Source organism: Enterococcus sp. 9D6_DIV0238, from assembly GCF_002174455.2.
Lineage (GTDB): Bacteria > Bacillota > Bacilli > Lactobacillales > Enterococcaceae > Enterococcus_L > Enterococcus_L dunnyi.
Genome location: NZ_CP147246.1, coordinates 1,732,671 through 1,752,283, shown reverse-complemented (window position 1 = coordinate 1,752,283; position 19,613 = coordinate 1,732,671). Strand labels below are relative to the sequence as shown.

The following is a 19,613-nucleotide window of genomic DNA, read 5'->3' as shown; positions in this document are numbered from 1 at the left end:
GATTTTTATGATGAAGACGTTTGATAGTTTAGCAATGAAGTTACTGCCGATCGCGAATGCGATCGGTAACCAGCGGCATCTACAGGCGATTCGAAATGGATTGATTTCGATTTTACCATTAACGATTGTTGGATCATTTTTTACAATACTGCTGAATTTACCGATTCCAGGCTATTCAGAATTGATCGCTCCGTATTTGGCAGCGCTGGATGTTCCATTTCGATTTACGGTGGGGTTGATGTCTTTGTATGCAGCGTTCACGATCGGCTCTTTTTTAGGCAATACGTACAATTTAGACAAGATCACTAGTGGATTTCTTTCCATGCTGGCTACATTACTGATGGTTGTACCGATCAATCTTCAAGAAGGAGTGGATATTGCCGGCAATGCAGTTGCTGGCGGCCGTTATATTCCGATCACGCCATTAGGTTCGCAGGGACTGTTTGGAGCGATCGTTGCCGCACTGGTCTCTGTTGAGATTTATCGCTTTACTAAAGAAAAGAACTTGGAAATAAAAATGCCGGAGGGAGTTCCACCAGTCGTTGGAGAGTCTTTTGCAGCCTTATTGCCTACACTATTAGTGATTCTGATTTTTTGGATTCCTAGACATTTCTTTGATTTTAATTTGAATGATCTGCTCAGTCTAGCAATTTCCCCCCTAAAGGTTTTCTTGACTGGAAATAATTTGTTTGGCGGGATCATCACTCAATTTATGATTTGTCTATTTTGGGTCTTAGGTATCCACGGGCATGCCGTTTTAGGACCAATTATCCGCCCATTTTGGGATCAGGCAATTTTAGAAAATGCTGAATTGTTTCAAAGTGGGACCAGTGCCTTTCATCTACCTAATATTTTCACAGAGCAATTTTATCAATGGTACGCTCAAATGGGTGGAACAGGTGCAACACTAGCATTAGTATGTTTATTTCTATTTTCTAAATCAACCTATTTGAAGCAATTAGGCAAATTGTCGATTCTACCTGGAATCTTTAATATCAATGAGCCAGTGATCTTCGGAACACCGATCGTGATGAATCCTTTGCTAGCGATCCCATTTATTTTAGTGCCGATCGTGAATACGATTTTAGTCTATATAGTGACCGCTTTAGGGTGGATGCCAAAAATGATGGTCAAGCCGCCATTTTCAATACCGGCCCCATTAGGAGCACTAATCACCTCTAACTGGAATTGGGTAGCTTGTATAATGGTATTCGTTTGTTTTGCAGTATCGTTAGCGATTTACTATCCTTTCTTTAAAATGTTCGAAAAGATTCAAGTAGAACAAGAGTCGCAGGAAGCGGTAGCTGAAAGCGCTGATGCGTAAGCTAAAAAAGGAGTGGACAAGATGCTTTATATGATCTATGGTGGAATTATTTTTGCTACACATTATTGGCTAAAAGAAAATCAGTGGGTACTGCAAAAAAGATTACGCCATGTGATTTTTGTGACTCTTTTGACTATAGGTGCAGCAATAATAATCAGTACGTGGTTAGGTAGCTTGATTCCGGTTATTTTGATGACCTTAGTGGCAGCAACGATTTTACAAAGTAAGTACCTGAGTCAATTGGCTGCTCGAAAAATCAAAAAATAGTAAAAAAGTGAGTCGATCTTTTCGAACGATACTAGTCGTTCTACTCATTGACTCACTTTTTTGCTGATTCTATCTCTACTTCTTTATCTTTCAAGGCATCTTCGATTTCTTTATGCAGGAAGTAAGAAATCACTGTTCGAATCACGACCAAAATCGCCAATTTTAAAATATCTTGAAAGGTGGGCTTAATGATCGATTCGATGATATCTGCAGCAATCAGTATCTCCAAGCTTAATAAGATATAGCTGCCTAAAAAACTTTTGATGAAATTATTTTGGCGTGTCATGACGATTCGGTTTCTATTTGTGCGTTCACTTTTAACGAAGTCGATGCCGGCAACGATAACTCCCCACACTAAAATAGCGATCGAGAAGACATTCAACGCTAAAATAAACAGATCAAAAAAAGGGATCAAATCATTCATGATTGTTTGTGCTAAATCGTGCATTCAACGATCCTCCTTATTCTCACGTTATTTTTTGTGCAGAGACTAATAACATCATCGGTCTGCGTAGTTCATTTCTCATATCTGCACTGGCTTCCAGCATTTCAGGTGCCGGCATTGGCTCAACGACTCGAGTGATTCGAAAGCCATTTGTCAGTAAACCATCTAAATAGGTGGTCAATGTTTTATGGTATTTCATGACCGTTTCGCCTAAAAAAGTTGTTTCACGAATACTTTCATCAAAGTAACGGTCTACCGGCCAATAAATTGGCTGCCCATTTTGGTCATAGATCCAGTCCTCTGCTCCTTGAGCAGTGAATATTGGGTGTTCAGCAGAAAAAATAAAGTTTCCATCTGGATTTAAACACTGTTTCACTTTTTTTGCGATGTCATCAAAAGATCGAACATAATGGAGTGCTAATGAACTAATGATAATATCAAAGTGTTCATTCAATCCTTCGATTTCTTCCATCCCCATCAGCTGATAAGTGATTTTTGGAGAAGTTGTCATTTCTTTCGCTTTATTGATCATTTTTTCAGAAAGGTCGATCCCAATGACTTTTTCTGCCCCTTGGTCAACAGCATAACGGCAGTGCCAACCATACCCGCAGCCCAGATCTAAAACGGTTTTTCCAGAAAAATCAGGCAATAATTTTTTTAGTTCGTGCCATTCTCCTGCACCTTCCAGACCTTTCCTCGATCGATCCATTTGACTGTAAGCTTCAAAAAAAGCTGGATTATCGTACTCATTTTTCATCATGAAGCCTCCTTTAGACCTGTGTTTTTACTATACATTTTATTCTATCAGATTTTTAGGTGAATACCCATTAAAGAGCGTTAGCTAAAAGTATGACCACAAGTGCTTAAGACTTTGATCGCTTGCTCTTTATCTTTATTTTTGATCAATAGATAATCTGTATTATAGGTTGATAAGGCGAAAATAGAAATGTTATTTTCTGCTAAAGGGTTGGCTAATTGTGTGAGAATACCCACTAAAGAAAAATCTAAAACGCCAGTTATTTGGATAATGAACCATCCAGGATCGACAGCTAATGCATTGGTTGTATCGATCAAATCCGTTGGTGCGATGATCGAGCATTCATCATCTGTATACGTGACGCTTTTAAAGGCTTTTAGCTCATGGAAAGATTTTGGGATGTTATAAGTTGCTGGAAATTGAATGATCGAAAAATCGACTGAGTCTATTAGTGTAAGGTGCATGTATTTTCTCCTTTGAACTAAATTGATGTTTGGAAAGAAACCTGGCCATCACCGATTGGTATTGAGGGGTTTCCTGTATCTTCAAAGCCCGCATATTTACATAGGGAGCGCGTAAAATTTTTATCTTCAGTTATTAGCAGTATTAAGTGAGTAACTTCTGGGAAATGCTCTTTAACAAATTCAGGAAGTAATTGAAGCGCTCTGGTTGCGTGTCCTTTTCGCAGATGGCGGTAATCGGTTGAGATATCTTCTACGACCAAACAGTTTGTATCGTATGGCTCATCAGAACAGCGATGCAAAGTGAAAAAATTTACCAAAAGTCCATCTTCAAAGGCTAAAACAGAGAAGCGCTGCGAATCATTGACTGCTATTTGAGGTTCTCGGACATAGCGAAGTTTTCGTTCAGACAAACAGTAATTAGCAATGAGTGATTTGTGTGACTCATTATACAGGGTAAGGTACATGACTATTCCTCCTACTTCGTTAAGCGATAAGCGACAACTGATGAAAATGTATTCTATCTATAGTATAGCCTGTTTACTATTTTTTTGTAGTGATTTTCTGCCGATTGTTTAAAAAAATAAAACTGCTGGCAACGACTAGTGCTTTGCCAGCAGTTTACTTTATTTTATTTGGCGATTGTCATTTTTTGACAAGGTACTTACTTTTTTTATGTGGGCAACAGTGATCATCCGTATTTGCTGATTATCTTCTTGTAATCGTAACATGATTGAGTCTCCAATCGTTTTAGAGACGATCCATCCGGCAACTGTTTCGAATTTTTGGGAAGTCGGCACTTCTTTTAATTGTAAAACAACTAAGCTCTTTTGAGCAGAAGCAATTTGTAATTTCTTAAGAATTTCTTCACGCTCTTTATTTTTATGTTGTTTATCTTTAGCGTCGTCTAAAAATGCCGAAAAGAAACTTTGGGAAGATTGGCTGATCAATTTTGAAATGCTTTTCATTGTTGATTTGTGGTCATTATCCATTCTTCTTCCTCCTTTACGAATTTACTGCGTTTATCAGACACTGATTGTTCAGATAGTACTATTCTACCTAATAAATGTAAAAATTTCAAGAAAATATGTTCGCTTTCATTTTTCTAAAAAGGATTGCTACTTGATTTTTTCGTTAGATTCAGTAATATAAGGAGTACAGATTACTCTTTCGTGATCTGCTTTTGAAAGTACTTAGAAATGAGAAAGACTTTCAGCTTAAAAGAGGGAGATATCCATGAAACCAACTAAGAAGTCAAATACCTATATAATAGCATTACTTACCGTGACCGCTTTTGCGGGAGCACTTTTAGCAAAGGTAGCACCAATGGAAGAAGGACATGGCTTTTCAGCGGTGTTTAATGAGAAGCCGAAAGAAGAAGTGAAACCGACCGAAACAAGCGAAAGTAAAAAAGAGCCAAAAAAAGAAAAAAAATTGACTTATGTAGAACAAGTCAATGAAAATCTAACTCAAGGGAAATATGCTAACCGTATGCCGATCAAGCTGTTACTGCAAACCGATGATCGTTGGAAAGCGACACCCTACGGAATAGGTAATCCGGATGGCGATACGTTAGAAATCAATGGCTGCGCAATCTTATCTTTAGCAATGGTGGCTACTTATCTAGACCAAAAGGACCAGACACCGCAAGACATCCTGAACTGGTCAAAAAATGATTATTATTTAGAAGGTGAAGGAACAGCTTGGGCAGCTTTTTCTGATTTTGCTATGGTCAAAGGCTACCAGTTTCAAGATTTGGAAACGGATATAACAGCCGTCGAAGAACATTTAAAACAAAACCATCCAGTGATCATTTCAGTCAAACCCGGCCTATTTACAGAAACAGGCCATATCATGGTGCTTAGCGGAACGAATAATGGTAAGTTTTGGGTCAATGATCCTAACGATACAGAGGAAAAAGGACACTCTACAAAAGAATTCACTGCAGATGAACTATTGAATGAGGCGTTGAATTTTTGGGTGATTTACAAATAATTTATAGCAGAACAGGGAATGTGATTGAAGTAATTCCCTGTTTTGCTTATTTCCAATGAAAAGAAAGCGTTTTTTTAATTTGTGGAAAATCATTGACATGGGATGGTTCCCACAAAGTACAATAAAGATATAAAAAGGAAATGGAGTGAACCGAATGAAAATTATTATCGAAAAAGACTTTGAAGCAATGAGTGAAACAACGAAAAATATTTTACTTGGCCATATGAGCCAGGATAAACGTGTCAATTTATCAATTACAGCAGGGAATACACCTGTTGGCGTATATAAAAGAATGGTGGAGATCGTGAAAGATTCACCAGATTATGCGAATGTTCATTACTATAATTTTGATGAAATTCCTGTACCTGATCAGGCGGAAGGAATCACTATTTCAGATTTGAGAAAATTATATTTCACGCCTGCAAATATCAGTGAAGAAAACATTCATCCTTTGACTGTAGAAAATTATGCAGAACAAGACAAGCGTTTAGCGTTAGCTGGCGGTTTAGATGCGATGATGATCGGTTTAGGCGCAGATGGACATTTCTGTGGCAATATGCCTACGACTACAAGCTTTGAGAATTTAACCTACAAAGTAAAAGTGACTGGTGATGAGCCGTGGTTTGTTCCAGGCGAAATGATTAAAGGCATGGAATTTGTCACAATGGGTCCTGTCAGTGTATTAAAAGTGAAGCATTTGATTTTGATCGTCAATGGCGCGAAAAAAGCAGAAATGGTCAAAAAAGTTCTTCAAGGACCAGTAACAGAAGAATATCCGGCATCTGTATTACAGCTACATCCGAACTTGACAGTGATTCTTGATGAGGAAGCAGCAAGTCAATTAGATAAATAAATCCTAGAAAGAGAGCGAAAAGAACTAAGAACCAGTTTTATTTCGCTTTCTACAATTGAATAACTGGCGCGAAAAAAAGCAGTTACTACGCTACTATCCGATTACGTCGAATTCTAAGTGCTAAAGCACTAAGATTTGAGGGTTTTGGAAATAGGCTGAACATTTTTTCACGCCTCTTTTTTCACGTCGTTTACAAACGTACGTTCCCGTGTTATTCTAGTATAAACGAAAAAAGGTGGGAAAGTCTATGGAAAAAAAGCGTTGTGACTGGGCAAATGGTAGTGAACTGGAAGAAAAATATCATGATGAAGAGTGGGGAGCAGCAGAACATGACGATCGTAAGCTTTTTGAGATGTTAGTTTTAGAAAGTATGCAGGCAGGTTTGAGCTGGTCGACGATTTTGAAAAAGAGGGCGACGATGGCGCAAGCTTTCGATCAATTTGATTATGAAAAAATCGCTGAATACCAACAAGAGAAAATCGACTCCTTATTGCAGGATCCTGGGATCATCAGAAATAAGCTTAAAATTGCTGCGGCAATCAATAATGCACAAGCATTTATGCGTATTCAAAAAGAATATGGCAGCTTTGATCGATTTATTTGGTCATATGTGGACCATAAACCCATCAAGAATAATTGGACCGATATTCATGAAGTGCCTGCAACAACAGAGCTGTCAGATAAAATAAGCAAGGATCTAAAGAAGCTGGGCTTTAAATTTTTAGGGACTACAACAGTCTATGCGTTCATGCAGGCGACAGGAATAGTCGATGATCACCTGCAGAGTTGTTTTAGGAAAGAAAAAAATGAATAAATCTGCCTTAAAGTAAGGATAAAATGAATGCTAAATCTCTTTTTATAAAAACAAGACAAAAAAATACACACTACCTCTTGTACTTTTTCAGAAATAAGATAAGCTTAAGTGGATGGATTATTGATAGTTCAATGTTAGGCCACCTTTTTGGCGTTGGTTGGTAGCGCTGCTTAAGACATATTGTTTGAATAAGGAGGGATTTGGACAACTTGACAGACATATATAAAGATATTAATGCCAACTATGAAAAACTATCAGAGGCTGAGCAAGAAGTCATTGACTTTATCCTAAAATTTGAAGATGTCGGAAATCTAAAATTGAAGGATATTAAAGATAAGCTGTATGTATCGAATGCAACGATTATTCGGGCGTGCAAAAAGCTGAATTATGCAACGTTTAATGAGTTGAAATATGCTTTTGTACGTTCTGCAAAGGAAAAAAAGTCGGATTATCCAATAGAGGCTGATTTTCTTCAAATTTTAGACGGGATAAAAAAGGACACACTGACGACACTGGAGCTTGTCGATGAAGATGAGATCGATTTGATCTGTGACTGCCTGTTGCAGTCACGAAGAATTTTTTGTGTCGGGACAGGGTCTAGTTCACAAGTGGCTTCCGAATTCAATCGTAAGTTGAAACTGATCGATCTTTGGACGAATGATTATTCGGACAAATTCTCAATTGAACGTATCCCGCAAATCAGTACAGCTCAGGATGTGGTCGTTGTTTTCTCATTAAGTGGAGAAGTAAGTGAGATCAACGAGATCATGATCCGAGCGAAAAGTAACGGGACAAAGGTTATTGCTGTGACCAATATGTCCACTAATCAATTAAAATCATTGAGTACCTATTCCTTATTGACGTACAGTAGTCCCAGTAACCGTAAAAAGCTGCGTTCTCGGTTGATGCTGTATGTGATGAGCACATTGATTTATGAGAAATTGATCACGAAAATACCTAGCTTTGAGTAAAAAAGTACTCAAATAGGTATTTTTTTTTATTAGAGAACTTTTTATCTGAAAACGCTTTTCAAGCTATAGGAAATGCTATAGTGATCATGGAAGCAAAATCAGAAAGGAGTTATGAAATGAAAAAGAAAAGTAAGGTAGTTCAAGCCTTTGAACAGTTTGGGAGAGTCTTGCTATTACCGGTATCGATTTTACCAGGTGCTGGGATCATTAAAGGGATTGGCGCTGCTTTTACCAATGCAACAACACTTGAGATGTACCCATTCTTACAGAATGAAGCTTTTCAATTTTTAATGAACTTATTTGTTACATTAGGGGATGTTGTTTTCAGTAATTTACATGTGTTGTTTGCAGTAGGTGTTGCCGTCGGCTTAGCTAAAACAGAAAAAGGCTCAGCGGCTTTATCTGGATTGGTTGGTTTTATCGTGCTGCATAAGGTATTGAATTTTCTGTTGATACAAACAGGAACTTTAGTTGCAACCGCAGAATTAACACCGGCGGATGCTAAATTAGCATTAGCAGAAAAAATGCAGACTTCTGTTTTAGGTATTCAAACAATGGATTTGAATGTATTTGGCGGAATTATTACAGGCTTGGTTGTTTATTGGGTGCATAAAAAGGTCTTGACGGTCAAAGTTCCTCAAGTACTTTCTTTCTTTAGTGGTCCGCGTTTGGTACCGATGGTGGTGATTCCTGTAATGGCGATTGTGGCATCGATTTTATTCTTAGTTTGGCCATTCGTTCAGCAGGGAATCATTGCTTTCTCAGGCTTGATCGTAAAATCTGGTTATAGCGGGACTTTCTTATATGCAGTACTGGAACGGGCGCTATTGCCATTTGGACTGCATCATGGGTTGAATTTACCAGTAATGACAACTGATTTAGGTGGTTCTTGGGTGATTGGCGGTGAACGGATCGGGGGAACGATCAATGCATATATGGCTTCACTGTCTGATCCAAGCATTACAGCGATTGATCCGACCATTACACGATTCAATGCTGGAAAATTTGTGTACTTTATGTTTGGCTTACCAGCGGCAGCTTATGCGATGTACAAAACATGTAAGCCGGAAAATCGGAAAGCTGTTGGTTCATTATTGTTTGCAGCAGCTGCGACATCATTCATTACCGGAATTACAGAGCCATTGGAATTTACATTTTTATTTGCAGCACCGATGCTTTATGGGGTGCATGCGATTTTAGCCGGAGCAACATCCGTCTTGGCACAATATCTAGGAGCAGCAGTCATGGCGCCGATGGGACATGGTTTGATCAACTTCACGATTTACGGTGTGATCCAAGGAACTAAAACTCATTGGTATATGATTTTACTTGCTGGAATTCCATGTGCGATCATCTATTTCTTTGTCTTTAGATTTTTGATCTTGAAATTTGATTTTGCTACACCAGGTCGTGGTGCGGAAGCAGATATCAAGCTTTCCAGCCGAAAAGACGTGGAATCTAAATATGATGGAGGAAGGAAAAAAGGGAAAAACAATGGAGATGCGGCTTTGAGAGAACAAGCATTAGCATTAGTTGAGGCTCATGGAACAAGAAGCAATATTGTTGATGTGGATGCGTGTATTACTCGTTTACGTGTTACAGTAAAAGATAAAAGTTTAGTTCAGCCGGAAGTGATCAAAGGCAAACTACAAGCGATGGGTTTTGTTGAATCGGATATGCAAATGCAGTCGATCTACGGCGGACATGCTAATGTGTTGAAGAATGAAATTCTGAAAATATTTGAAGAAGATGATGAAAAATAAAAGGGGATGGATAATATCAAAAAGAATGTGATGCTGATCGATATCGATGGAACATTTGTATATGATTCATCTGAAGTATCAAAAGAAGATCTTAATGCTTTTAAAGAAGCAGAAAAATATTGTTATATGGGGATCGCTACAGGACGTTCTGTAGACGAGATTGCTTATATCGAAAAAGAAAATGATATAACACTAGATTATCGAATTGGTTTCAATGGTGCATTGATCGTTGATCAGAAAAATGACGTCTTGTACAACAAACCGATCGCTAAACAGACATTGTTAGCATTAGTCGATTATTTAGAGGAACAACAGTTGATTTTTGATGCACTGGATGGTGAATCTAGATTGGGTAATTTTAAGCATGAAGCTAAAAATCAGTTGCTGGGCTTAGAGTACTACTATTTAGAATCACCATATGAAACAGTTCGCAACAAAAACGTTTATAAAATAAATTTACGACCGGACACACTAGACAATGCGAGCCGTATCACGAAAGAGTTGAAAAGGCGTTTTTCTGATTTATCGATTTTCCAAGTCGGACAGCGTCGTATTGAAATCTCAGCAGATAATACATCAAAAGGAGAAGCCTTACTGAAAATCGCAGAGGATCCATCGAAAACGATCGCAATTGGTGATTCTGAGAATGATATTTCAATGTTTCAAAAGGCGCAAGTCTCGTATTGTATGGAGCATGCACCTGATTATGTTAAAAAAACTGCAACATTCGTCGTGCCAAGATTTAGTGATGCGATTGCACATTTTATCAAAACACAGGAGGCGGTCTAAGTGATCGGCAAAGAAAATTATCGCTCAATTAATCAGCGTTTAAATCACTTACTGGAAGAAAAGAAAGTACTATTGGCTGTCCATCGCGGTAGCGCAGCAGGTAATATCATTGAAAATACGATCCCTGCTTATCTGGCCTCTCTTAAAATGGGTGGAGATATTCTAGAAGCAGATGTTGTTTTATCGAAGGATAAAAAAATCTATCATTTTCATAGCGGGATGGAACCTAAAAATTTTCAACAGAATATCGATATTCAAGCATATACCTCATCAGAGATCAATCAGCTTGTTTACATCAATGATAACTTAGAAGAAACAAGTTATCCTGTTGAAAAACTAGAGACAACTTTGAATTATTTTAAGGGAAAATGTTTGATCAACATCGATCGAGGATGGAATTTCTTTCCGGAAATCTGTGCATTGATAGAAAAAACACAAACAGCTGACCAAATTTTACTGAAAGGACCGCTTACTGAAGAGGTAGTTACTTTTTTACAAGCAAGTCCAGTGAAATATATGTTCATGCCGAAAGTCTCAACAATAAGTGAATTAGAGCAAATTACAGCATTGGAAGAAATCAATATTGTTGGCGTTGAAATAAAGGTAGTCGAAGAAACGGATGATTTTTTCAAAGAAGAGAATATTCAAAAAATCAAGGAGCAGCAGCTTTTTGTTTGGGTTAATGCTTTGACCATGGATGATCAGAAAAGATTATTTGCAGGTTACGATGACAACCGTTCGATTCTTGAAGGGGAAGAAAGTGGCTGGGGTGTGATCTTAGCTAAAGGGGCGAATGTGATCCAGACAGATTGGCCGGCATTGGTAGCTGAGTATCGTAAAGTTTGGCTAGAAAAGCAAGGACAATTATAAGATGTCTTTTGTAGATATTACGTTTAGGCTTGTCTTATCGATCATTATTTCTGGTTGTATTGGGATCGAGCGGGAACATAAAAATCGTCCAGCAGGGATTCGTACGCATATTTTAGTCTGTGTTGGTGCAACAGTTATTGCATTGATTCAAGATCAAATTTCGATCGATGCATTAGCCATGGCTCAAGCTGATCCTGCTTTAAGCGGTGTGATTCGGTCAGATCAAGCAAGATTGATCGCACAAGTTGTCAGTGGTGTTGGTTTTCTTGGAGCGGGGACGATCGTTGTTACACAACGGTCGATTCTAGGCTTAACAACAGCTGCTACTATTTGGGCGGTGGCCTGTTTGGGCATTGCTATCGGTATGGGATATTATCCAATTGCGATCATTGGTGCAGCAGCGATCATGATCGGTTTGACCTGGATGAAGCGGATCATCAAAGTGCCAAGTGAAAAAAAAGTAGAAGTAAAGTTTGTGCATAAACTGCAAACAAAAGAATTTTTGAATAATTATTTTGAGGAAAAACAGATTACGATCAAAGATGTGGAGTTCAGCGTTGAATTTCAAAATGATCTTCGTATTTATAACAATGTTTATACAGTTGAGTTGCCGATTGCTTTGACATATATGGATATGATCGAAGATATATCAATCCATAAGAATGTGATGAAGATCAAGATTGTCAGTGTTTGATAAAAAGGCAGCCCCCAGTGGAAAAACTCCGCTGGGGGCTGCCTTTTTATCTAAGACTCGATTTTTTGTTCGGCCCATTTTGCTGAATATTGTTCACCAGCAGTTAGGTCATATTGGATATAATTATAATCAGCTAAAATCTCTTTCTGGGCTTTAGTCAATTCATTTTCAGAAATCATCTTATTTTTATCAGTGACGAAAATCTGTTTACCATTATAACGGTTTGAAACACTTGATACAGGATCGATCGTTGCTGCGGGAAGATCGTTTGCAACTTGTGTTAGTAACGCATAAAACGGTGTGACTTTGATATTTGCTTGTTCGAATGCTAAAGCAGAGAAATTATTTGGAGAAACAACTTTTTTATTTAGCTTCTGCATCTGTTCACGACTATAAGCATTACTGTAGATAAAGTAATCTGTTTCATGATGCTCCAAACCATATTTTTTCATGTCATTTCCACTGTATAGAGGAGGCAAATGATCGCCATAAAAGACAAATGTGATTGGTTTTTGAATTTTATCTAGTTCCTCTATAAATTCTTTGACAGCTTTATCTGTGTAATTCAGACCCTGCATGAATGTTACTAATTCGTGTTTTTTACTGTCAATTACAGCAGTTCCCTCAAAGCTGAAGTCATTTTGATCGTAAAAATCACCATAAGGCATATGATTTTGCATTGTTGAAAGCTGAATAAACTGAGTGGTTTCAGTATTACTTTGTAATGCTTTGAGTGTTTCTTTATAAGCAGACTCATCTGAAATATATCTATTTCTAGCGATTTTATCTGTATAAGTCAATTTGTCAGGACTGTCAACGTAGTAAAATTGTTCAAAACCAAATTTTTCAAATACTTCTTTTCGTTTATATAAAGAAGCGGTAAAAGGGTGGATCGCGATTTTTTCATCGAATAGATTTGTGATATTTGGACTGATCTGTTGGCTATCGACAAGCTGAGTATAAGGTGTAACTAATGTTGGCGATAAACTGCTTATATCCAAACCGGTCAAGCCTTGCCATTCGATATTTGCTGTACCGCCGCCGTAGCCAGACGACAGCATCAGACCACTCGTAGTGTCCTTTTTGATCTGTGAAATTTCAGGAATCGGATTACCTGAAACAGTGACATTAGGTAATCGTGAAGGATCACTGAAGCTCTCGCTCAAATTCAAAATCAGTGTTTGGTTGTTTAGCCAGTCATGTCTTGTTTTGTTGATATTTTCTGCTTCTTCATCATATTTCTTCATGATCTCTTCGATTTTTTCTTTAGAATACCCTTCTGGCTCTGGCATGATCTCAATATCTATATTGTTCAAAAACTGAATGATCGGTCCGTTTTCTCTTACAGCATCTCCTTGGTTAAAGAATGTCTTATTCACTCTAAACAGGTTGAAAAGAAGATAAGAAGGTGAATTTTTGTGATTAATAAAAAAGACACCAGAAAGTAAAACAAGCAACGTCAGAATTCCAACGACTCTTTTCTTCCAATTAAATTTAAGGGCATAGCGATGTTGTAATTTCCGTTGGATAATAATGCTGGAAATGGTTAAGAAAATCACGATAATAATCCCAGCTACTATCAATATTGGGCTGACCATCGCCAATAATTCAGAAATACTATTCAGCATTTTTAAGTCAGAAGGAAAAACAGGTTCTTCTCTAAGTGTGACTTTCAGTACGCTGGAAACGGTGAGTAGTAAATCGATAACCAATGTAATCGAAAAAACATACCAAAAACGGTTTGTAAGTAATAACAATAATAAAAAGAAAGCCATAATAATAAATGTAGTCAAAACTAAAATAGACTGACGCTGAGTAAATACCTTAAGCGCAACTTGGATGGTTTGCTTCCAGCCCTCTTTTTTTTCTAATAAGAAGATTTGTATGAAGGTAAAGAAGTAAAAGAAAATACCGACATAGAAAATTGCTCTTTTTTTATAGAGCCATTCTTTTACAGCACGGAGCTTTTGAGATAGTTCAGACAAGGAATTAAAGGCTAAATAATTATTTATTTTTTTGAAAGGCCATGTTTTTTGCAGCAAGAGACATACTAAAGTAAATAGAATAGCTGCGAGTATATAGATTCCTACAAACTCAAAAATATTCAAAAGCCAAGCTTTGCCGGAAGTTGGGAATGATTTCTTTTCGTAAGTGGTTACTCGATAGCTGATCAATGGCCAATAGGCAAGAACGATCGTAGTAATCAAACTTGTGGAAAGAATAGGTCCTTTTACTCGTAAAGCCATTTTTTGTGACAGCCATTGCAAGAAGATGAACAGGCTAAGCGTATAGTACATAGAAAATAAAGAATAGGGTACAGAAAAACGATTAGCAGTAGAGGCATCACCTCTGACGATCAAGGAAATTTGAGTCATCAGTAGAATCAACCCACCAAGGATTACTACACTAAAAGCAAGATGCAAAAAGCTGAATTTCAATTTATTGATCCAGTTGAACTGTTTGATTATATAACCTAAAAAGAATAGGTAGAAAATCCAGATAATATTTTGCCCCTCTTGAAATCCCCATAAATCTTTACTGAATAAGGTTGGGAAAATGACGAACAGCAATGTTAAAGCAAAAAAGAGGTTCTTCAATAACTTAGGTGAAACTTGTTCCAGCCATTTGACCAACCATGGGGTGCTACAAAACAATAGTACACAAGAAACAGCATAGATAAAATAGTTTTGGCTGATCGGAAAGAATCCTAACCAGTAATCATGCAAGTTCAATGCAGAAGAACGAATATAAAAAAAGACATTGCTGCATAATCCGATAAAGAGATAGAGTAGAAAGAATCGGCTTAAATAGCTAAATACATTCTTTCGGTAAATTTTTTGGTAATGATACCCCATATATAAAGGGATCAGATTTAAGCCTGCTCCTGCAATGACTTTCATAAATGAATAAATATAAAAACGTCCAGGATTTGTTGCATATTGAGGTATCTCAACTGCAGAGAGCAACACCCGCTGTAAGATAATCAAAAGACAAGCCGCTAAAATAGGTAAGACATCATAATTTCTAGATTTTGTTTCTGTCAAAATACACACCTGCCATATACATGTTTAATGATACAAGTTCCAAACGAAGAACTTGTATCATCGATCTCAATCTATAGTACCGTAGAATATGTGCTTTTACAATAAAATACATATATAAAAAGCACTGAAAAGATAGATAAAAGAGATTAGCTTTCTTTGAAATGTTCCTCATAGACCAGCATTAGTTTATCAAAACTTTGGGCGTCAGGAATCAAAGGAATCATCACTATCGGTACGGTATCAGTTTGAATTTCAGGAATGTTTGTAATGACACAATCATAGTCGGATAAAGATTTTTCAACATCTGCAAGTGTCGTCACACGAATTGGTGTGCAGGAGAAACGGCCTCTTAAATAATAGGTGATCCGCTCGGACAGCATCTGCATATACTCCATACTGATATCAAATAAAAGGCAGGCATTTAATGTTGGTGTCGAGGCTTCTAGTCGATCTAACAAATTTGGCCAATAAGTAAATAGCATCGAAATAGATTCATAAACTATGTATTCTTTATAAGGATTTGAATAGAAGATTGCTTGCAGTGAATGGATAATTTCTGTCGGTAAATGTCCATATAGATTTTTAACGCCTAGAAAGAACTCCTTATTACGATCGTATAGGATATATGTCCGTCCATGAGTCATGCAATCCAAATTATAAAGTTGTAAAAAAATAGCTTCGAAATTATGACACTCACAGTCCATCCTGCGTTCGATTTCACGAATTAAATGGATGATTTTTTGATATTTAAGCCGTTCTTGATGATCGCTTTTGATCAACTTCTTTGCAGATTCAAGAGAATCCACATAGTCATTACTAAAGAACAAGAAGAAAAATGTGTTCAGAGTTTTAGGGGTTAGGGATAATTGAAACTGGGCAAAAAATTCATTACAGGCATGTGTATCCTCGAGGATCGAAAACACCTTTTTAGGAACGTCATAGAACTGATTTTCGTTATTGTATTTTAAAAGATTGATTACTGTATATGTATAAAGCCGCAAACGATTCAACAAAGAGAAATACATCCTGTAAGATTTACGGCCAGGAAGAGCTTGTTTAACGATTTGTAAACCAACTTGGTCTAAAGAAGCAAGCTGAGCAGCTGTCAAAAGTTTTTCTGCTACACCGTATCGTTCTTGAAAGTAACAGTGCATAAAGTTACAAATACTATGTGGGTCGCCAATTAACTGCATTTTCTTCAAATTGATCGTAAAGCCTTCTAATTGAAGCTGCTGGTTGACTCGTTGAACAATTCGTTTGATCGTCGAAATACTGATGTACAGGTCGTCAGCCAAATCGATAATAGTGGAAAAATTATGTAAAAAGATTTTTTCGATCAGCTGAAATTCAATACTGTTTTTTAAGAATTTCTGATAAATACTTGATATACAGAAGTCAAGATTTGTTGCTAGACGTAATCCGTATTTTTTTGAGGTTTCAATGGTTGTTGGTGTTAAGAGCGCTTCTAGTTCAATAATATCTGATTTGAGGGTTTTTACAGGAACATTCAAGATTTCGGAGGCTCTTGGAAAAGTGATCCAATCCGCATCTGCTAGGAGTTCTAATAGTTCTAATTGGCGTCTGGTTCGAGAGGAGAAAATAGCCTTCATGATATCATCACTTTCTTATTCTTTGTTTTTTTATAATTGTTCATCATGCTTTGAACTAAATTTCATTATAATATTATTTTAACTCTAAATATACCAATTTGTCTAGATAGTATTTGGGTTTAAACAACTTATTATTGAAATGGTTATTAAAATATCGGTTCAATTTTTTATTTTGAAGAGAAAAATATGATCCTTTTTTTAAATAAAAAACGTTATTTAATTTCCAATCTGTATGGAAAGCCTTACTTGGATATAAAAAACTAAAAAAAGGTCAAATCTGTCGTTTTTTTTCCCTTAAATGATCTTTTTGTTTGGCTCAGAGTCTTTACACTAGGAATGAGCCAATTGATGGCAAAAAAATGAATGGAGGAAAATTATGAACAAGTTAACAGGATGGACAATGATAGCAGCGGTTGCTTTAGGTGGGGCGAGTGTGTTGTTTGCTGCTGAGGCAGATGCACATGGATATGTTGAAAGCCCGGTAAGTCGAGGTTATCAGGGGGTGTTAGATCGTAATACATTGGGATGGACTGAAGCGTTTAATAAGTACGGGAACGTGATCACTAATCCACAATCATTAGAAGCGCTTAAAGGATTTCCGCAACAAGGACCTGCTGATGGACGTATAGCATCAGCGGATGGAGGACTTGGTCAGATAGGAGATTATGTGCTAGATAGTACTGGTGTCGATCGTTGGAAAAAACAAGAAGCAAAAACAGGTGTAAATACATTTACTTGGACATATACAGCACCACATTCTACATCAAAGTGGCATTACTATATCACTAAAAACGGTTGGAACCCAGAAAAACCATTAGCGAGAGAAAATATGGAGTTGATCGGCGAAATCAAGCATGATGGATCGACTGCAACCAATAACAGATCTCATCAAGTGACGATTCCAAGCGATCATACAGGATACCACGTTGTATTAGCTGTTTGGGATGTAGCGGATACTCCTAATGCATTTTATAATGTGATCGATTTAAACTTGAGCTCAGAGGGAACGACGCCACCTATAGAAGAAGCACCTGCGAAGCCAACGAATATAAAAACATCAGAAGTGACAGTTTCCACTGTGAAGCTAACGTGGGGTGCTGTATCCAATGTAAAAGAGTACAATGTTTACCGTGATGGTAAAAAAGTTGGTACAGTCGGCGGCACACAATTTAATGATTCAAATTTAGCGGAGGACACAACGTACTCGTATCAAGTGGAAGCTGTAGGTACAAATGGAAAAGTCTCTGAGAAAAGTACAGCAGTGAAAGTAACTACGCAATCATCAACAATAGAAGATAAGGAAAAACCAACGGCACCGACAAATCTTCATTCAATGGGAACAACGGCAAATTCAGTCGATTTGATGTGGACAAAATCTGCACACTTTTTGGGTGTTAAAGAATATGATGTATATCGTGATGGCAAAAAAGTAGCGACAACAACAGCAACTCGTTTCAAAGATACAGGGTTGAAAGCTGAAACAACATACACATATACAGTTAAAGCAATCAGTCTTGGCGGGAATGTGTCAGAAGAAAGTGCAGCATTTTCTGTAACAACTAAAGAGGCTAGTGGCCAAATCACGACATGGGAAGCAGATAAAATCTATGATACTGGAGATCGCGTGTTTTATGAAGGCTTAGAATATGAAGCAAAATGGTGGACGAAAGGAAATCAGCCTGATCAATCAGATGTGTGGAAACTCCTTCCGAACCAAGTTGCAGAATGGAATGTAAATAAAGCTTATGATGGCGGTTCAAAAGTAACCTTCCAAGGGAAAACGTATCAAGCGAAACATTGGACAAAAGGTGACCAACCAGGAGCGTCTTCTGTGTGGGAACTTGTATAATCTAAATCATTGAGCATAATTAACTTAAAAGAGTCCAGAACAAAACTATTTTCTAGTTTTGTTCTGGACTCTACTTCTTAATAAACGGTGGCCAAAAGTCAGTTTCTTCGGCGATTTCGCAAAAGCCAAGTGGTACAAAAGAGTATTGTTTGGTTTTTGTATTACCCAAATCTAAACGACCTTTGTCTCATCCTTATTTTCGTGCGGCTACTCTTTTTTCGTCACTGGAAGCCATACCTCAAACGTTGCATTATTTGGATTAGAATCCAGATAAAGCTCGATATCAGGACCATTTGCATACTCATATCCAGAGCTTGGCAGCCAGTCAGTCACGATCCGTTTCTCCAACTCCTGAATGGCATGCGGCATAGCTCCTTGTCCAGTAAAAATCGCCCAAGTAAATGATGGGACAATGTATTCAACGAGCTTGCCGGAAATTGCCTGATCGCTCGCAACAGCAATGTAGTATGACATTCCTTTACTTCCTTTTAGATCACTGTCTACACTCATATCTCCATCAAAACCTGCACTGATTCCTAAAACCCCCTTAGGTTCTTGATTCATCATAGGCAGCATTGAATTGAGTGTGCCATCCATACTGATTTGCTGCCAAAACTTCGGTACTTCAGCAAAATTTTCCTCTATGTTTGCAGATAATTCTTTTTGTGCGCCGATTACACGAAAGGCCTCTTTTGTTTCGATCCGATATTCCATCTCTACATCTCCTTTGATCGTAATCTGGAATTTGATTCTAGGAAAAGAAGTCAAGCGACTGCCTTCTTGCTGTGCCTCAGAAGGTGTGATGCCATGCTGTTTTTTGAAAGCTCGGGTAAATGAATTCGGTGACTCGTAGCCATATTTAATGGCCACATCGATCACTTTTGCTCCTTGCTGCAATTCTACACCAGCCAATGATAATTTTCGCCGCCGAATATAGACTGCTAAAGGTACGCCTACCATGTAAGAAAATACGCGTTGGTAATGATAAGAAGAGCAATACGCGATTTTTCCTAACTTAGCTACATCTATTTCCTCTGTCAAATGATCTTCAATATACGTCAATGTTTGTTCCAGTCGAGTAACCCATTCCATATCTAATCAACTCCT

At 37.6% G+C, this 19,613-nt stretch carries 19 protein-coding genes; 11 read left to right on the top strand and 8 right to left on the bottom strand.

Going from position 1 to position 19,613, the window contains the following annotated elements:
* Positions 1-10: 10 nt before the first annotated feature.
* The gene (locus A5889_RS08200) at positions 11-1,324 is read left to right on the top strand and encodes a PTS sugar transporter subunit IIC (RefSeq protein ID WP_087641520.1); all 1,314 of its coding nucleotides are present in this window, start codon (positions 11-13) and stop codon (positions 1,322-1,324) included.
* A gap of 21 nt (positions 1,325-1,345) precedes the next feature.
* Entirely contained in the window at positions 1,346-1,591 is a 246-nt protein-coding gene (locus tag A5889_RS08195; RefSeq protein WP_087640587.1) for a hypothetical protein, read from the top strand.
* 52 nt (positions 1,592-1,643) lie between these two features.
* On the opposite strand, the gene A5889_RS08190 is transcribed toward A5889_RS08195, so the two are convergent.
* From A5889_RS08190 to A5889_RS08170, 5 genes are all read right to left on the bottom strand, one after another.
* Complete coding sequence (locus A5889_RS08190; protein WP_087640588.1) at positions 1,644-2,039, bottom strand: DUF1622 domain-containing protein; 396 nt, start codon at positions 2,037-2,039, stop codon at positions 1,644-1,646.
* Between the two features lie 19 nt (positions 2,040-2,058).
* Positions 2,059-2,793 carry a class I SAM-dependent methyltransferase gene (locus A5889_RS08185; protein ID WP_087640589.1) on the bottom strand — a complete coding sequence of 245 codons (735 nt, stop codon included), beginning with the start codon at positions 2,791-2,793 and terminating at the stop codon, positions 2,059-2,061.
* An 80-nt stretch (positions 2,794-2,873) separates the two neighbouring features.
* Positions 2,874-3,257 carry an ACT domain-containing protein gene (locus A5889_RS08180; protein ID WP_087640590.1) on the bottom strand — a complete coding sequence of 128 codons (384 nt, stop codon included), beginning with the start codon at positions 3,255-3,257 and terminating at the stop codon, positions 2,874-2,876.
* A 17-nt stretch (positions 3,258-3,274) separates the two neighbouring features.
* Positions 3,275-3,721 carry a GNAT family N-acetyltransferase gene (locus A5889_RS08175; protein ID WP_087640591.1) on the bottom strand — a complete coding sequence of 149 codons (447 nt, stop codon included), beginning with the start codon at positions 3,719-3,721 and terminating at the stop codon, positions 3,275-3,277.
* 159 nt (positions 3,722-3,880) lie between these two features.
* Positions 3,881-4,246, bottom strand: coding sequence for a hypothetical protein (locus A5889_RS08170; RefSeq protein ID WP_087640592.1), 366 nt, complete (start codon positions 4,244-4,246; stop codon positions 3,881-3,883).
* Between the two features lie 244 nt (positions 4,247-4,490).
* Here A5889_RS08170 and A5889_RS08165 point away from each other — a divergent pair, with 244 nt between their 5' ends.
* From A5889_RS08165 to A5889_RS08130, 8 genes are all read left to right on the top strand, one after another.
* A complete protein-coding gene (locus tag A5889_RS08165; protein WP_087640593.1) occupies positions 4,491-5,249 on the top strand; it encodes a C39 family peptidase in 759 nt (252 codons plus the stop codon).
* A gap of 154 nt (positions 5,250-5,403) precedes the next feature.
* On the top strand, positions 5,404-6,102 hold the full coding sequence (locus A5889_RS08160; RefSeq protein WP_087640594.1) for a glucosamine-6-phosphate deaminase: 699 nt from the start codon (positions 5,404-5,406) through the stop codon (positions 6,100-6,102).
* Positions 6,103-6,349: 247 nt separating this feature from the next.
* Positions 6,350-6,916, top strand: a complete 567-nt coding sequence (locus A5889_RS08155; protein WP_087640595.1) for a DNA-3-methyladenine glycosylase I — start codon at positions 6,350-6,352, stop codon at positions 6,914-6,916.
* Between the two features lie 209 nt (positions 6,917-7,125).
* Complete coding sequence (locus A5889_RS08150; RefSeq protein ID WP_087640596.1) at positions 7,126-7,887, top strand: MurR/RpiR family transcriptional regulator; 762 nt, start codon at positions 7,126-7,128, stop codon at positions 7,885-7,887.
* Between the two features lie 116 nt (positions 7,888-8,003).
* Positions 8,004-9,650, top strand: a complete 1,647-nt coding sequence (locus A5889_RS08145) for a PTS transporter subunit EIIC (RefSeq protein ID WP_087641521.1) — start codon at positions 8,004-8,006, stop codon at positions 9,648-9,650.
* A 6-nt stretch (positions 9,651-9,656) separates the two neighbouring features.
* Positions 9,657-10,439 (top strand): Cof-type HAD-IIB family hydrolase, encoded by a 783-nt coding sequence (locus A5889_RS08140; RefSeq protein ID WP_087640597.1) that lies wholly within the window; start codon positions 9,657-9,659, stop codon positions 10,437-10,439.
* Positions 10,440-11,309: a glycerophosphodiester phosphodiesterase family protein gene (locus tag A5889_RS08135; RefSeq protein ID WP_087640598.1), complete on the top strand. Its 870-nt coding sequence runs from the start codon at positions 10,440-10,442 to the stop codon at positions 11,307-11,309.
* 1 nt (position 11,310) lies between these two features.
* Complete coding sequence (locus A5889_RS08130; RefSeq protein WP_087640599.1) at positions 11,311-12,003, top strand: MgtC/SapB family protein; 693 nt, start codon at positions 11,311-11,313, stop codon at positions 12,001-12,003.
* Between the two features lie 50 nt (positions 12,004-12,053).
* Here A5889_RS08130 and A5889_RS08125 read toward each other — a convergent pair whose 3' ends face one another.
* A complete protein-coding gene (locus A5889_RS08125; RefSeq protein ID WP_087640600.1) occupies positions 12,054-15,047 on the bottom strand; it encodes a sulfatase-like hydrolase/transferase in 2,994 nt (997 codons plus the stop codon).
* Positions 15,048-15,193: 146 nt separating this feature from the next.
* Positions 15,194-16,657: a helix-turn-helix domain-containing protein gene (locus A5889_RS08120; RefSeq protein WP_087640601.1), complete on the bottom strand. Its 1,464-nt coding sequence runs from the start codon at positions 16,655-16,657 to the stop codon at positions 15,194-15,196.
* Between the two features lie 376 nt (positions 16,658-17,033).
* On the opposite strand from A5889_RS08120, the gene A5889_RS08115 reads away from it, so the two are divergent.
* Complete coding sequence (locus A5889_RS08115) at positions 17,034-18,506, top strand: lytic polysaccharide monooxygenase (protein ID WP_422389712.1); 1,473 nt, start codon at positions 17,034-17,036, stop codon at positions 18,504-18,506.
* 207 nt (positions 18,507-18,713) lie between these two features.
* Here the strand turns inward: A5889_RS08115 and A5889_RS08110 are convergent, their stop codons facing one another.
* Positions 18,714-19,598, bottom strand: coding sequence for an AraC family transcriptional regulator (locus A5889_RS08110; RefSeq protein WP_087640603.1), 885 nt, complete (start codon positions 19,596-19,598; stop codon positions 18,714-18,716).
* Between the last annotated feature and the right edge of the window lie 15 nt (positions 19,599-19,613).

What these genes read in the sequence shown, in the direction of transcription:
- A5889_RS08130 (WP_087640599.1), top strand. Translation starts at nt 11,311, where the DNA reads ATGTCTTTTGTAGATATTACGTTTAGGCTTGTCTTATCGATCATTATT.
- A5889_RS08140 (WP_087640597.1), top strand. Translation starts at nt 9,657, where the DNA reads ATGGATAATATCAAAAAGAATGTGATGCTGATCGATATCGATGGAACA.
- A5889_RS08200 (WP_087641520.1), top strand. Translation starts at nt 11, where the DNA reads ATGAAGACGTTTGATAGTTTAGCAATGAAGTTACTGCCGATCGCGAAT.
- A5889_RS08180 (WP_087640590.1), bottom strand. Translation starts at nt 3,257, where the DNA reads ATGCACCTTACACTAATAGACTCAGTCGATTTTTCGATCATTCAATTT.
- A5889_RS08170 (WP_087640592.1), bottom strand. Translation starts at nt 4,246, where the DNA reads ATGGATAATGACCACAAATCAACAATGAAAAGCATTTCAAAATTGATC.
- A5889_RS08160 (WP_087640594.1), top strand. Translation starts at nt 5,404, where the DNA reads ATGAAAATTATTATCGAAAAAGACTTTGAAGCAATGAGTGAAACAACG.
- A5889_RS08115 (WP_422389712.1), top strand. Translation starts at nt 17,034, where the DNA reads ATGAACAAGTTAACAGGATGGACAATGATAGCAGCGGTTGCTTTAGGT.
- A5889_RS08145 (WP_087641521.1), top strand. Translation starts at nt 8,004, where the DNA reads ATGAAAAAGAAAAGTAAGGTAGTTCAAGCCTTTGAACAGTTTGGGAGA.
- A5889_RS08195 (WP_087640587.1), top strand. Translation starts at nt 1,346, where the DNA reads ATGCTTTATATGATCTATGGTGGAATTATTTTTGCTACACATTATTGG.
- A5889_RS08165 (WP_087640593.1), top strand. Translation starts at nt 4,491, where the DNA reads ATGAAACCAACTAAGAAGTCAAATACCTATATAATAGCATTACTTACC.
- A5889_RS08190 (WP_087640588.1), bottom strand. Translation starts at nt 2,039, where the DNA reads ATGCACGATTTAGCACAAACAATCATGAATGATTTGATCCCTTTTTTT.
- A5889_RS08175 (WP_087640591.1), bottom strand. Translation starts at nt 3,721, where the DNA reads ATGTACCTTACCCTGTATAATGAGTCACACAAATCACTCATTGCTAAT.
- A5889_RS08155 (WP_087640595.1), top strand. Translation starts at nt 6,350, where the DNA reads ATGGAAAAAAAGCGTTGTGACTGGGCAAATGGTAGTGAACTGGAAGAA.
- A5889_RS08110 (WP_087640603.1), bottom strand. Translation starts at nt 19,598, where the DNA reads ATGGAATGGGTTACTCGACTGGAACAAACATTGACGTATATTGAAGAT.
- A5889_RS08185 (WP_087640589.1), bottom strand. Translation starts at nt 2,793, where the DNA reads ATGAAAAATGAGTACGATAATCCAGCTTTTTTTGAAGCTTACAGTCAA.
- A5889_RS08120 (WP_087640601.1), bottom strand. Translation starts at nt 16,657, where the DNA reads ATGAAGGCTATTTTCTCCTCTCGAACCAGACGCCAATTAGAACTATTA.